A 13151-nucleotide genomic window follows, 5' to 3' on the forward strand; every position below is an offset into this window, starting at 1 on the left:
AGTCTAGGCTTCGAACCCGGCCGTGCTCAGCGTCCGAGAAGCTGACGCCGGGAGCTGATGACCCCCGTGTCGAACCCGGCGAGGTGCAGTCCGCCGTGGAACCGCGCGTGCTCGATCTTGATGCAGCGATCCATCACCACGGCGAGCCCTGCGTCCTCGGCGAGGGCGGCCGCATCCTCGTTCCATGACCCCAGCTGCAGCCACAGCGTCTGCGCACCGGCATCGATCGCCTCCTGCGCGACGCCGGGAAGATCCTCGTGCCGACGGAACACGTCGACGATGTCGGGGACGACGGGGAGGTCGGCGAGCGACGCATAGACGGGCTGTCCGAGGATGGACGACTCACGCGGATTGACGAGGTAGACGTCGTACGCGGTGCTCGAGAGCAGATAGGTCGCGACGAAGTACGACGCGCGGGCCGGGTTGTTCGATGCGCCGACGATCGCGACGGACTTCGCGCGTCGGAGGATGCCGAACCGCTGTTGCTGGCTCGGTCCTTCCCACGTGCGCTCAGGGTGCAGCGGGGCGGCTCCGGGAAGCGCGCATGCTGCAGCATCCTGAGGCGCGGGGAGAGCGCAGGCGTCTGCCCCCGTGATCTCGGCGTCGCTCATCGGTTCGCTCCCGTCGCCGTGCTGAGTGCCTGGTCAAGGTCCCAGATGATGTCGGCGGCGTCCTCGAGGCCCACCGAGATCCGGATGAGATCGGGACGCACCCCGGCCGCCACGAGCTGCGATTCCGTGAGCTGACGATGGGTGGTGGATGCCGGATGGATCACGAGCGTGCGCGCATCGCCGATGTTCGCGAGATGGGACGCGAGCTGGAGGTTCTCGATGAGGGTCTCCCCCGCGGCACGGCCGTCATCGGCCTTCACACCGAAGGCGAACACCGACCCAGGGCCGAGCGGCAGGTACTTCGCAGCGCGCTCATGGTGCGGGTGATGAGCCAGGCCCGCCCAGGTCACGTACTCGACCCGGGGGTCCGAGTCGAGCCACTCGGCGACGACCCGCGCGTTCGCGAGGTGCGCGTCGATGCGCTGGGGCAGCGTCTCGACTCCCTGCAGGAGGTTGAACGCCGACTGCGGGCTGAGTGCCGGACCGATGTCGCGAAGCTGCTCGGTGCGGAGCTTGGTGAGGAACCCGTACTCGCCGAAGTTGTCCCACCATTTGATGCCGCCGTAGGACTCGACTGGCTCTGTCATCTGCGGGAACCGTCCGTTGCCCCAGTCGAAGTTGCCCTTCTCGATCACGACGCCGCCGAGTGTGGTGCCGTGGCCCCCGAGGAACTTCGTCACCGAGTGGATGACGATGTCGGCGCCGTGCTCGAGCGGCCGTGCGAGGTACGGAGTGGCGAGGGTCGCGTCGACGACGAGCGGCACACCGGCGGCATGCGCGACCTCCGCGAGGCCTTCGATGTCGGCGATCTCACCCGACGGGTTGCCGATCATCTCCACGTAGACGACCTTGGTCTCGGGGCGGATCGCGGCGGCGTAGTCGGCGGGGTCGGTGGATGCGACGAAAGTCGTCTCCACGCCGAACCGGCGCAGCGTCACGTCGAGCTGCGTCACCGTGCCTCCGTACAGCTGGGCGGAGGCCACCACGTGGTCACCGGCTCCGACGAGCGCGGCGAACGTGATGAACTCCGCGCTCATGCCGGATGCTGTCGCGACCGCACCGATCCCGCCCTCGAGCGATGCCAGCCGTTCCTCGAGCGCAGCGACGGTGGGGTTGCCGATGCGCGAGTAGATGTTGCCGTACTTCTGCAGCGCGAAGAGGTTACCGGCATCCGTCGCATCCTCGAAGACGAAGGAGGTCGTCTGGTAGATCGGCACGGCGCGGGCACCCGTCGCGGCATCGGGAGTGCCGCCGGCGTGGAGAGCCCTCGTGCGAAAGCCGAAGCGGTGTTCTTCCGTCATCATGTCCTCAGTTCAGCGGTCTCGAGCACGGCGGCGATGTCGTCGACGGCCCACGGGTTCTGGAGAGATGTCGTGTCCCCGAGCGGGGCGGGTGCTCGTCCGGCGCGGCGATCCTGCTCGGCCTCCCACAGCTGCGCGAGGAGTCGTCGCATGATCTTGCCGGAGCGCGTCTTGGGGAGGTCGGGGACCACGACGATGTGCTTCGGCTTGGCGACGGGGCCGATCGCCGTGGCGACCTGTCCGCGCAGCTGCGAGGTCGAGACCTCCGCGCGTCCTGATGCGGTGACGAACGCGACCACGGCCTGCCCGGTGACGGGATCGGAGACGCCTGCGGTACCGGCCTCCCCCACCGTGTCGTGGGCCACGAGCGCGGATTCGATCTCGATCGTCGAGAGCCTGTGGCCGGACACGTTCACGACGTCGTCGAGGCGGCCGAGGATCCAGATGTAGCCGTCGGCATCGCGCGTCGCCCCGTCGCCGGCGACGTAGTATCCGCCGTGCTCGCCGTGTCCGGCATACGCCGACCAGTACGCATCGCGGTAGCGCTGCGGGTTACCCCACACGGTCCGCGCCATTCCCGGCCACGGGCGCCGCACCACGAGCGTTCCGGATCTTCCGGGCGCGACCTCATCGCCGTTCGCGTCGACGACGGTCGCGTCGATCCCGGGCAGCGGCACGGATGCAGAGCCGGGCTTGAGCGTCGTCACTCCCGGAAGAGGCGCGATCATCGCTGCTCCGGTCTCGGACTGCCACCAGGTGTCAACCACCGGGAGCTCGTCGCGCCCGAAGTTGCGACGGAACCAGATCCAGGCTTCGGGGTTGATCGCTTCCCCGACCGTTCCGAGCAGACGCAGCGTCGAGAGGTCGTGCCCCTGCGGCAGCTCTGTGCCGAACCACGTCATGAAGGTGCGGATGAGCGTGGGTGCGGTGTAGTAGACGGTCACGCCGTAGCGCTCGATGATCTCGAGATGGCGTTCGCGGTTCGGCGCGTCCGGCGTCCCCTCGTAGATGACCTGCGTGAGGCCGTTCGAGAGAGGACCGTAGACCTCGTACGTGTGGGCGGTCACCCAGGCGAGATCCGCCGTGCACCAGTGCACGTCGTCGGGTTTCGCGTCGAAATGGGCCCAGTGCGCCCAGCTCGCATGCGTGAGGTACCCGCCGGATGTGTGGACGAGCCCCTTCGGCTTGCCGGTGGTTCCCGACGTGTAGATGATGAAGAGCGGATGCTCGGCATCGAACGCCTGAGGATCATGCCGGGAGGAGGCGGTGTCGACGATGTCGTGCCACCAGACGTCGCGTCCCTCGGTCCAGGCAACATCCTGCCCGGTCCGCCGGAGGACGAGGACGTGCTCGAGGTCGGGCAGATCCGCGGCTGCGATGTCGGCCGTCGATTTGACCTCGGTGGCGGTGCCACGCCGGAACTGTCCGTCGCTCGTCACGAGCAGCTTGGCTCCGGTGTCGACGAGACGGAACCGCACCGCCTCGGCCGAGAACCCGCCGAAGACCAGTGAGTGCACGGCTCCGATGCGCGCGCAGGCCAGGGTGATCACGACCGTCTCGATCAGCACCGGGAGATAGATGACGACACGGTCGCCCGGACGGATGCCGAGTGCGATGAGCGCGTTGGCCGCGCGCGACACCCTGTCCTGGAGGTCCGAGTACGTCACGGCGATCCGGTCGCCCGGCTCACCCTCGAAGTGCAGGGCGACCTTGTCGCCGCGGCCCGCCTCGACATGGCGGTCGACGCAGTTGTAGGCGACGTTGAGGCGTCCGCCGACGAACCAGCGTGCGGCGGGAACGGCATCGCCCACGGGCGGATCCCATTCGTGAGCCGTGTGCCAGGGCTCGGCCCAGTCGAGCCGTTCGGCAGCCTGCTCCCAGAAGAGGGTCGGATCCGATGCCGCCCGCGCATACGCCTCTGCGGTCACGTTCGCGGTCGCGGCGAAGCCGTCGGGCGCCCGGTACGTGCGGGTCTCGTGCAGACGTGCCTCCGTCACGGTCACACCCACCGTCGGAGCAGATACTTCTCGACCAGCACGAGAAGCGCATTGGTGATCGTGCCGAGAAGCGCGAGCAGCACGATCGACAGGATGATCCTGTCGACACGTCCGCTGTTCTGCGAGTCCGTGAGCAGGAACCCGAGTCCCATCGACGAGGCGATCAGCTCGGCGGCGACGAGGAACAGCCAGGCCTGCGCGAGAGCGAGCCGAAGGCCTGCGACCACTGACGGCACGACGGCAGGCAGCTGCACGGTGCGGAACAGCGACCAGCCTCGGAGGCTGAACGAGCGCCCGGCCTCGACGAGCTGGGGATCGACGTGTCGGAGTGCCGATGCGACGGTGGTGTAGACCGGGAAGAACGCACCGATGGCGATCAGCGTCACCTTGGATTCCTCGCCGATCTGCATCCAGAGGATCAGGAGCGGCACCCAGGCCAGCGACGGGACCGCGCGGACCGCCGAGAGCGTGGGGCTGAGCAGCACGTCGCCGATCCTCGAGAGCCCGACGATCCCCGCGATCGCGAGTCCGATCACGGATCCGATCGCGAAGCCGAGCAGCACGCGCTGCACCGAGATCGCGATGTGCGTCCAGAGCAGACCGCGCTCGGCCAGTTCGACGCCGGCTGCGAAGACGGACTCCGGAGACGGGAGGAGGTAGGGCGCGACGAGTCCGGTGGTCGTCACGACCTGCCAGGCGGTGAGGATGAGGGCGGGCAGCAGGAATCCGGCGATGACGCGAACCACCGGACGGTCCCACGCATGCCGCGCGCCCACTTCGGCGTGCCGACGGACGCCGCGAGCGGCATCGAGCGCCTCCCGTGCGTCCGCGGGCACCACCACGCGCTGCTCGGGAAGGCTCACTCGCCCCCGACCGCCTTCTCTGCGAAGGTGGCGTTGACGATCGAGTCCAGCGCTTTGTCGACCGAGTCCTTGCCGCCCTGGACATCACCGGAGTCGACGAGCACGGGAGCGATCTTCTCGAGCACCGCGACCTGGTCGTCTCCCGGGATGCCGCTCACATCGAGGTTCGAGCGCTCGGTGATGACGGTCTTCGCGACCTCGATGTCGATGCCCGCGACCTCGGCCAGCAGCGCGGCCGTCTCGTCGGGGTTCTCGAGTGCCCACTCGCGCGCCTGCTCGTAGGCGTCGACGACCGCCTGCGCGAGGTCCGCATGGTTCTCGATGAAGTCCTCGGTGGCGTTCAGGAATCCGTAGGTGTTGAAGTCGACGTTGCGGTAGATGAGCTGGTCGCCCGACTCCACCTCGGCCGCGGCCATGATCGGGTCGAGGCCCGCCCAGGCGTCGACCGAGCCGCCGTCGAGCGCTGCGCGCCCGTCCGCGTGCTGGAGGTTCTGCACCTCGACGTCGTCGACCGAGAGGCCGGCTTCCTCGAGGGACTGCAGCAGGAAGAAGTAGGGATCCGTGCCCTTCGTCGCGGCGACCGACTTGCCTGCGAGGTCCTCGACCGAGGTGATGTCACTGTCGGGGCCGACGACGATCGCCGACCACTCGGGCTGCGAGAAGATGTCGATGACCTGGATGGGCGAGCCGTTCGCACGGGCGAGGAGCGCGGCGGAGCCGGCGGTCGATCCCACGTCGATCGACCCGGAGCGCAGCAGCTCGTTCGCCTTGTTGGACCCGGCGGACTGCACCCACTCGACATCGACGTCGTCGCCCAGGATGTCCTCGAGGATTCCCTGGTCGCGGATCACGAGGCTCAGCGGGTTGTAGGTGGCGAAGTCGATCGACAGCGTGTCGGACGACCATTCGCCGGAGGCTGCGGCATCGTCCTTCGATGTGTCGGAGGCCGTGGCGTTCTCCCCGGCGACGCAGCCGGACGCGACGAGCATCATCGTCCCGGCGATCGCGATCGCGGGGATGATTCGGCGGGTGATGGTGCTCATCGGGTCTCCTCGGTGGCGGTGCTGTGGTGGGTGTCGACGCCGAGCCCTTCGAGGAGCTCGGCGCGAAGGTCCGCGAGGCCGCGATCGGCGCGGTCACGGGGGCGGACGCCGGGAACCGTGATCGTGCGCGCGATGGAGGGCGCGTCCGTCTCGGCGTCGCCGACGAGCGTGCGCAGCAGCAGCACGCGATCGGCCAGATAGAGAGCCTCTTCGACGTCGTGGGTGACGAGCAGGATCGTCGTGGGCTCTGCGGCGTGGATCTTCAGAAGCAGATCATGCATCCGCAGCCGCGTGAGAGCGTCGAGCGCTCCGAAGGGCTCGTCGAGGAGCAGGACGCCGGGGTTGCGAGCGAGCGCGCGGGCGAGTGAGGCGCGCTGGGCCATTCCACCCGACACCTCACGCGGACGCTGGTCTGCCGCCTGTTCGAGACCGACCAGTTCGAGCAGCTCACGCACACGCTCGCGCCCTTCACGTCGCGCGGTGCCGCGGGGAAGCCCGAGCTCGACGTTCTGCGCGATGCTCCGCCATGGCAGGAGCCGGGGCTCCTGGAAGGCGATCGCGGTGCGCTCGTCGACGTCGGCGACGCCCGAGCCATCGAGCAGGATGCGGCCGCTCGTCGGCGCATCCAGCCCTCCGACCAGACGCAGGAGCGTGGACTTGCCGCATCCGGAAGGACCGACGATCGCGACGATCTCACCGGCCATGACCTCGACGTCGACACCTCGGAGGACGTCACGCCGACCGCGAGCGAGAGGGAAGCTGCGCTCCACGTCCTGCAGGCGCACCGGCTGCGCCGTGCCGGCATTCGCCGAACCGCGCGCCGTGGAGGGCGCCGAGAGGAGTGAAGTCATACCCCCATGCTGTCCAACCTGCCGGAGTGTGACGAATACGGACGTAATGTTCGGTCACGTAACCCCGCACGACTCACGGATGCGGGTGGATACGCGGAACGGGCCGCCACCCCGAAGGATGACGACCCGTTCCAGAGTGTGATGCTTAAGCGTTGCCGCCCGAGAGCTTCTCGCGGAGAGCCGCGAGAGCCTCGTCGTCAGCGAGCGTGCCCGCGCCTGCGGCCTCGCTCGAGAAGACCTGGCCGCCGAAGTCGTCGCCAGCGGCCGCCTCGGCCTCGGCTGCCTTGGCAACCTGAGCCTTGTGGGCCTCCCAGCGAGCCTGAGCTGCAGCGTACTCCTGCTCCCATGCCTCGCGCTGGGTGTCGAAGCCTTCCTTCCATGCACCGGTCTCGGGGTCGAAGCCCTCCGGGTACTTGTACTCGCCGGCCTCGTCGTACTCGGCGAGCATGCCGTAGAGCGCCGGGTCGAACTCGGTGCCGTTGACGTCGACGGCCTCGTTCGCCTGCTTCAGCGAGAGCGAGATGCGGCGACGCTCGAGGTCGATGTCGATGACCTTGACGAAGACCTCTTCGCCGACCGACACGACCTGCTCGGCCAGCTCGACGTGCTTGCTGGAGAGCTCGGAGATGTGGACGAGGCCCTCGATGCCGTCTGCGACGCGAACGAACGCACCGAACGGAACGAGCTTGGTGACCTTACCCGGCGTGACCTGACCGATCGCGTGGGTGCGGGCGAAGACCTGCCACGGGTCCTCCTGCGTCGCCTTCAGCGACAGGGAGACGCGCTCGCGGTCGAGGTCGACCTCGAGGATCTCGACGGTGACCTCCTGGCCCACCTCGACGACCTCGGAGGCGTGCTCGATGTGCTTCCAGGACAGCTCGGAGACGTGCACGAGGCCGTCCACGCCGCCCAGGTCGACGAACGCACCGAAGTTGACGATCGACGACACGACACCCTTGCGGACCTGACCCTTGTGCAGGTTGTTCAGGAACGTGGTGCGCGACTCCGACTGCGTCTGCTCGAGCAGCGCGCGGCGGCTGAGCACGACGTTGTTGCGGTTCTTGTCGAGCTCGAGGATCTTGGCCTCGATCTCCTGGCCGAGGTACGGCGTGAGATCGCGGACGCGGCGCAGCTCGATGAGCGAAGCCGGGAGGAAGCCGCGGAGGCCGATGTCGACGATGAGCCCACCCTTGACGACCTCGATGACCGTACCGGTGACGACTCCGTCGTTCTCCTTGATCTTCTCGACGTCTCCCCAGGCACGCTCGTACTGAGCACGCTTCTTGGAGAGGATCAGACGGCCTTCCTTGTCCTCCTTCTGGAGAACCAGGGCCTCGACCTCGTCGCCGACCTTGACGACCTCGTTGGGGTCGACGTCGTGCTTGATCGAGAGCTCGCGCGAGGGGATGACACCCTCGGTCTTGTATCCGACATCGAGGAGGACCTCATCGCGGTCGATCTTGACGATCGTGCCTTCGATGATGTCGCCGTCGTTGAAGAACTTCAGGGTCTTCTCGACCGCGGCCAGGAAGTCCTCAGCAGATCCGATGTCGTTGATGGCGACCTGCTTGGTGGCCGGGGCGGTCGTTGCGGTAGTCATGTAGTGGGTTGTCCTTGTGAATGGAGACTCGGGCTGAAGGCTCCGGCCGCGCACGGCCGATCACGAGCTCTGCAGCGATTGATTTGGTTTCTGCCACCTGGGCATGCATAGGCACGCCACGAGTGACAATCAAGGCTATCAGATCTCAGGGCTGCGTGAAGGATGCGATACCACGCGCGGCTCGCACGCTGACAGACTGTCGGCATGCCCCGCGCCGACAAGCTTCTCCTGCTCGACACCGCCAGCCTCTACTTCCGCGCCTTCTACGGCGTTCCCGACAAGGTGACGGCGCCGGACGGCTCCCCGATCAACGCGGCACGCGGCCTGCTCGACATCATCGCGAAGCTCATCACCCTCTACGAGCCGACGCACGTGGTCGCCTGCTGGGATGACGACTGGAGGCCGCAGTGGCGCGTCGACCTGATCCCGAGCTACAAGTCGCACCGAGTCGTCGAGGTGGTCGCGGCGGGCCCCGACGTCGAAGAGGTCCCGGATCCGCTCGAGGCGCAGATCCCGCTGATCCGTCAGACGCTCGGCCTGCTCGGCATCCCGATCATCGGTGTCGCCGAACACGAGGCGGACGACGTCATCGGCACCCTCGCCACGCACTCGACGATGCCCGTCGACATCGTCACGGGCGACCGCGACCTGTTCCAGCTCGTCGATGACGCGAGAGACGTGCGCGTCGTCTATACGGCACGCGGCATGAGCAATCTCGAGATCGTGACGGATGCCGTGGTCGTGGCCAAGTACGGCGTGCTCCCCGGTCAGTATGCCGACTTCGCCACGATGCGCGGCGACGCGTCCGACGGGCTGCCCGGCGTCGCAGGGGTCGGCGAGAAGACCGCCGCGACCCTGCTGCAGTCGCACGGCGATCTCGTCGGGATCCGCGCGGCAGCAGAAGCCGGTGAAGGGATGAGCGCCGGAGTTCGAGCGAAGATCCTCGCCGCGTCCGACTACCTCGACGTCGCGCCGACGGTCGTCGCCGTGGCACCCGATCTCGACATCGTGGCGCCGACCGAGGCGCTGCGGCCGCTCGACCCGGCCGAGGCGGATGCCGCGACGGCGCTCGCGGAGAAGTGGAACCTCGGATCGTCGATGGCCCGCGCCATCGCGGCCGTGGCGACAGTCGAGGGCTGAGTCAGTTCGCCCAGGCGAGCAGACGATCGAGACCCCAAGTCGTGATGATGCGGGATGCAGGTACTCCCGCCCGTTCCGCGCGCTCCGCGCCGTGGTCGAGCAACGAGAGCTGGCCCGGCGCGTGCGCGTCCGAGTCGATCGAGAAGAGGCATCCTGCGTCGAGGGCGATCGCGATCAGCTCGTCAGGCGGGTCCTGACGCTCCGGCCGCGAATTGATCTCGACCGCGACGCCGTTCTCGGCGCAGGCCGCGAAGACGGCGCGGGCATCGAACTGGGACTCGGGCCGCGTGCCCCTCTCCCCCTGCACGAGGCGTCCCGTGCAATGACCGAGCACGTTCACTCGCGAATCCGACACGGCAGCGATCATCCGCGCCGTCATGGGCCTCGCCTCCATGCGCAGTTTCGAATGGACGGATGCCACGACGATGTCGAGATCGCCGAGCAGCGAGTCCTCCTGATCGAGGGAGCCGTCCTCGAGGATGTCGACCTCGATACCCGCAAGCAGCGTGAAGCCGTCCCCTGATTCCGCCCGTACCAGCGGGATCTGCTCGCGCAGCCTCTCGGCGGAGAGTCCGCGGGCCACCCGCAGACGCGGGGAATGATCGGTGATCGCCTGATACTCGTGCCCCAGCGCCCTCGCCGCCGCCGCCATGACGGGAATGGGCGTGGTGCCGTCGGACCAGTCCGTGTGGGCGTGCAGATCTCCACGGAGCCTGCCCCGCAGCTGCGAGACCTTCTCCGGCTCGACATCTCCGCGAAGCTCGACGAGATACTCAGGAACCTCCCCGGCCTGCGCCTGCCGGATGACACCGAAGGTCGACTCCCCTATACCTCTGGCGGCACGCAACCGAGTGGGATCCTCACGGACGTCCTCGGGCAGCTGCTGCAGAGCCGCCGCCGCCTGGCGGAACGCCTTCGCCCGGTAGCGCGAGGCGCGTTCGCGCTCCAGCAGAGAAGCGATCTCGAGCAGGGCGGCGACGGGATCCATGTCTCTTCCCTACGCGGAGGCGAGCTCTCGGCTCACGCTGATCCACTCGTCGAGCTTCGCGGCCGCTCGGCCGTCGTCCACCGCGGCGGCCGAGCGCTCGTATCCCTCGCGCAGTCGCTCCAGGATCGGACGCTGCACCTGCGTGGCATCCTGCGACAGCTCGAACGCGACGATCCCAGCCGCGGCGTTCAACAGCACGATGTCGCGAACAGCGCCCTTCTGACCGTCGAGAGTGCGACGGAGCACTGCCGCATTGTGGTCGGGGGTGCCGCCGATCAGGTCGGCGAGATCGGCGACAGGGATGCCGAGGTCACGCGGATCGAGGTCATGCTCGTGGATGTCACCGCGGGTCACTTCCCAGATGCGGCTGTGACCCGTCGTCGTGAGCTCGTCCAGGCCGTCATCACCGCGGAACACCAGCGCTGTCGCGCCGCGGGTGCGGAACACTCCGGTGATGAGCGGGACACGCTCGAGCTGCGCCACGCCGACGGCGTTGGCCTCGGCTCGGGCGGGGTTGCACAGCGGGCCCAGCATGTTGAACACGGTCGGCACCCCGAGCTCTGCGCGAACAGCGCCCGCGTGCTTGAAGCCGGGGTGGAAGGCGCCGGCCCACGCGAAGGTGATGCCCGTGCGATCGAGGATCGACGACACCGCTGCGGGGTCGAGCGTGAGCTCGAGTCCCAGCGCGCTCAGCACATCCGACGATCCGGAGGCAGAACTCGCAGCCCGATTGCCATGCTTCACGACGGGAACCCCGGTGGCGCCGATGATGACCGCGGCGGTCGTCGAGACATTGACCGTGCCCACCCGATCGCCGCCGGTGCCGACGATGTCGAGCACGTTCGGCGACACGGGAAGCGGAACCGCCGCCTCGAGGATCGCGTCACGGAATCCGACGATCTCGTCGATCGTCTCCCCCTTCGCTCGCAGAGCGATGAGGAAGCCCGCCAGCTGCGCCTCGGTCACATCGCCGCGCATGATCTGACGCATGGCCCACGTGGACTCCCAGACGCTGAGGTCCCGGCGCTCCAGAAGAGTGGTGAGCACGTCGGACCAGGTCAGGGAATCAGCCATGTGTGCGATCCTATCGGCGTCGGGAAAACGTGCAGGCTCTTCCGCGCGGGCACCTCCCCCCACGGCACCCCCTGTTTCCCGCGGATTCACCGAGGATTCGCAGTGTTTTCTTAGGGTCACCTAAGTCGCATGACAGCGAATCGGGGTCCCTCGGTGCGAGAATCACGCCCGAGGATCGGCCATAATGGAAGGGTGACGACCTCAGCGACGTATGCCCCGGCGGCAAGAACGATCAAGCGCCCCAACCCGGTAGCTGTCGGCACCATTGTGTGGCTCGGCAGCGAGGTGATGTTCTTCGCGGGACTCTTCGCGATCTACTTCACTCTCCGCAGCACCTCACCGGAGCTCTGGGCCGACCGAACCGAACTGCTGAACGTTCCGTTCGCGTTCGTCAACACGGCGATCCTGGTGTTCTCCTCCTTCACGTGCCAGATGGGCGTGTTCGCGGCAGAGGACCTGCAGCCGTACCGCATCGCCAAGGGGCAGAAGAACCTCGCCGGCCGTCGTCGCCTCTTCGGGTGGGGCATGGTCGAGTGGTTCTTCCTCACCTTCGCACTCGGCGCGATCTTCGTGTCCGGACAGGTCTGGGAGTACGCACAGCTCGTCGCTGAGGGCATGCCGATCAGCGCAGACTCCTATGCATCCGCGTTCTACCTGACGACCGGCTTCCACGCCCTGCACGTCACCGGCGGTCTCATCGCGTTCCTGCTCGTCATCGGGCGTGCGTACGCCGTCAAGAATTTCCGGCACAAAGAGGCGACCTCCTCGATCGTGGTGTCCTACTACTGGCACTTCGTCGACGTCGTCTGGATCGTGCTGTTCGTCGTTATCTACTTCCTGAAATAAGAGCGGAGCTGATCCCCGAGATGGCACGAGAGAAGAAGCGCCGTTCGAACGGCCGTCGCAGTCCCCTGGCTGCGGTGGCACTCATCGGAGCAGGCCTCATGATCACCGGCGCCGTGTACGCCGGAACATCCGCAGCCTTCGCTGCGACCGACACCCAGACCACCGCTGAGAGCACCCTCACCGTCGAAGACGGAGAGAAGCTGTTCACGGCGAACTGCGCCACCTGCCACGGCCTCGACCTGCAGGGCACCCCGAACGGGCCCAGCCTCTACGGTGTGGGTGAGCTCGCGACCGAGTTCCAGCTGTCCACCGGACGCATGCCTCTGCAGATGCAGGGACCACAGGCTCCGCAGAAGACGCCGCAGTTCACGGAGGACCAGATCCTGGCGATCTCGTCGTTCGTCCAGGAGTCCGCGCCCGGTCCGACCTTCCCCGAGGAGCACATCCTCGACGGAGGCGGCGACGTCGCGAACGGCGCCGAGCTGTTCCGCGTCAACTGCGCCATGTGCCACAACGTGGCCGCAGCAGGTGGCGCACTCACCGAGGGCAAGTACGCCCCCGCTCTGACCGAGACCAGCGCGCTGCACATGTACGCCGCCATGGTCACCGGCCCCCAGAACATGCCCGTCTTCGGCGACATGAACCTGTCGGATGAAGACAAGCGCGACATCATCTCGGCTCTGCTCTACCAGCAGCAGTCCGTGCAGATCGGCGGATTCTCCCTCGGTTCGCTGGGTCCCGTCTCCGAGGGCCTGTTCGTCTGGATCTTCGGCATCGGCGCGCTCGTCGCCATCACCGTGTGGATCACGGCGAAGTCCAACTGACGCTTATTCATCG

Annotated in this window: 12 protein-coding genes; 3 read left to right on the forward strand and 9 right to left on the reverse strand. The window is 67.5% G+C overall.

What is annotated here, in order from left to right:
* Nucleotides 1–26 precede the first annotated feature (26 nt).
* The 7 genes from MRBLWH13_RS08535 to rpsA all read right to left on the reverse strand — a co-directional run bounded on the left by MRBLWH13_RS08535 (nt 27) and on the right by rpsA (nt 8266).
* A complete protein-coding gene (locus tag MRBLWH13_RS08535) occupies nt 27–611 on the reverse strand; it encodes a CoA-binding protein (protein WP_341958081.1) in 585 nt (194 codons plus the stop codon).
* The gene (locus MRBLWH13_RS08540; RefSeq protein ID WP_341958259.1) at nt 608–1912 is read right to left on the reverse strand and encodes an O-acetylhomoserine aminocarboxypropyltransferase/cysteine synthase family protein; all 1305 of its coding nucleotides are present in this window, start codon (nt 1910–1912) and stop codon (nt 608–610) included. The genes MRBLWH13_RS08535 and MRBLWH13_RS08540 overlap by 4 nt, the downstream gene beginning before the upstream one ends.
* On the reverse strand, nt 1912–3909 hold the full coding sequence (gene acs, locus MRBLWH13_RS08545) for an acetate--CoA ligase (protein WP_341958083.1): 1998 nt from the start codon (nt 3907–3909) through the stop codon (nt 1912–1914). Before acs ends, MRBLWH13_RS08540 begins: the two co-directional genes overlap by 1 nt.
* Nucleotides 3910–3911: 2 nt before the next feature.
* On the reverse strand, nt 3912–4772 hold the full coding sequence (locus tag MRBLWH13_RS08550; RefSeq protein ID WP_341958085.1) for an ABC transporter permease: 861 nt from the start codon (nt 4770–4772) through the stop codon (nt 3912–3914).
* On the reverse strand, nt 4769–5815 hold the full coding sequence (locus MRBLWH13_RS08555) for an aliphatic sulfonate ABC transporter substrate-binding protein (RefSeq protein WP_341958087.1): 1047 nt from the start codon (nt 5813–5815) through the stop codon (nt 4769–4771). Before MRBLWH13_RS08555 ends, MRBLWH13_RS08550 begins: the two co-directional genes overlap by 4 nt.
* On the reverse strand, nt 5812–6666 hold the full coding sequence (locus MRBLWH13_RS08560) for an ABC transporter ATP-binding protein (protein ID WP_341958089.1): 855 nt from the start codon (nt 6664–6666) through the stop codon (nt 5812–5814). Before MRBLWH13_RS08560 ends, MRBLWH13_RS08555 begins: the two co-directional genes overlap by 4 nt.
* Nucleotides 6667–6811: 145 nt before the next feature.
* On the reverse strand, nt 6812–8266 hold the full coding sequence (rpsA, locus tag MRBLWH13_RS08565; protein WP_053096692.1) for a 30S ribosomal protein S1: 1455 nt from the start codon (nt 8264–8266) through the stop codon (nt 6812–6814).
* Between the two features lie 204 nt (nt 8267–8470).
* Between rpsA and MRBLWH13_RS08570 the strand changes: the two genes are divergently transcribed.
* Entirely contained in the window at nt 8471–9406 is a 936-nt protein-coding gene (locus tag MRBLWH13_RS08570; protein ID WP_341958091.1) for a 5'-3' exonuclease, read from the forward strand.
* A 1-nt stretch (nt 9407) separates the two neighbouring features.
* Here MRBLWH13_RS08570 and MRBLWH13_RS08575 read toward each other — a convergent pair whose 3' ends face one another.
* A complete protein-coding gene (locus MRBLWH13_RS08575; protein ID WP_341958093.1) occupies nt 9408–10394 on the reverse strand; it encodes a PHP domain-containing protein in 987 nt (328 codons plus the stop codon).
* A 9-nt stretch (nt 10395–10403) separates the two neighbouring features.
* Nucleotides 10404–11468 (reverse strand): anthranilate phosphoribosyltransferase, encoded by a 1065-nt coding sequence (trpD, locus tag MRBLWH13_RS08580; protein ID WP_341958095.1) that lies wholly within the window; start codon nt 11466–11468, stop codon nt 10404–10406.
* A 288-nt stretch (nt 11469–11756) separates the two neighbouring features.
* Here trpD and MRBLWH13_RS08585 point away from each other — a divergent pair, with 288 nt between their 5' ends.
* Together MRBLWH13_RS08585 and MRBLWH13_RS08590 are read left to right on the forward strand one after the other, a co-directional pair.
* The gene (locus MRBLWH13_RS08585; RefSeq protein WP_341958261.1) at nt 11757–12314 is read left to right on the forward strand and encodes a heme-copper oxidase subunit III; all 558 of its coding nucleotides are present in this window, start codon (nt 11757–11759) and stop codon (nt 12312–12314) included.
* A gap of 20 nt (nt 12315–12334) precedes the next feature.
* A complete protein-coding gene (locus tag MRBLWH13_RS08590) occupies nt 12335–13138 on the forward strand; it encodes a cytochrome c (protein WP_056516548.1) in 804 nt (267 codons plus the stop codon).
* Nucleotides 13139–13151 lie beyond the last annotated feature (13 nt).

The organism is Microbacterium sp. LWH13-1.2 (assembly GCF_038397735.1).
Classification (GTDB): Bacteria; Actinomycetota; Actinomycetes; order Actinomycetales; family Microbacteriaceae; genus Microbacterium.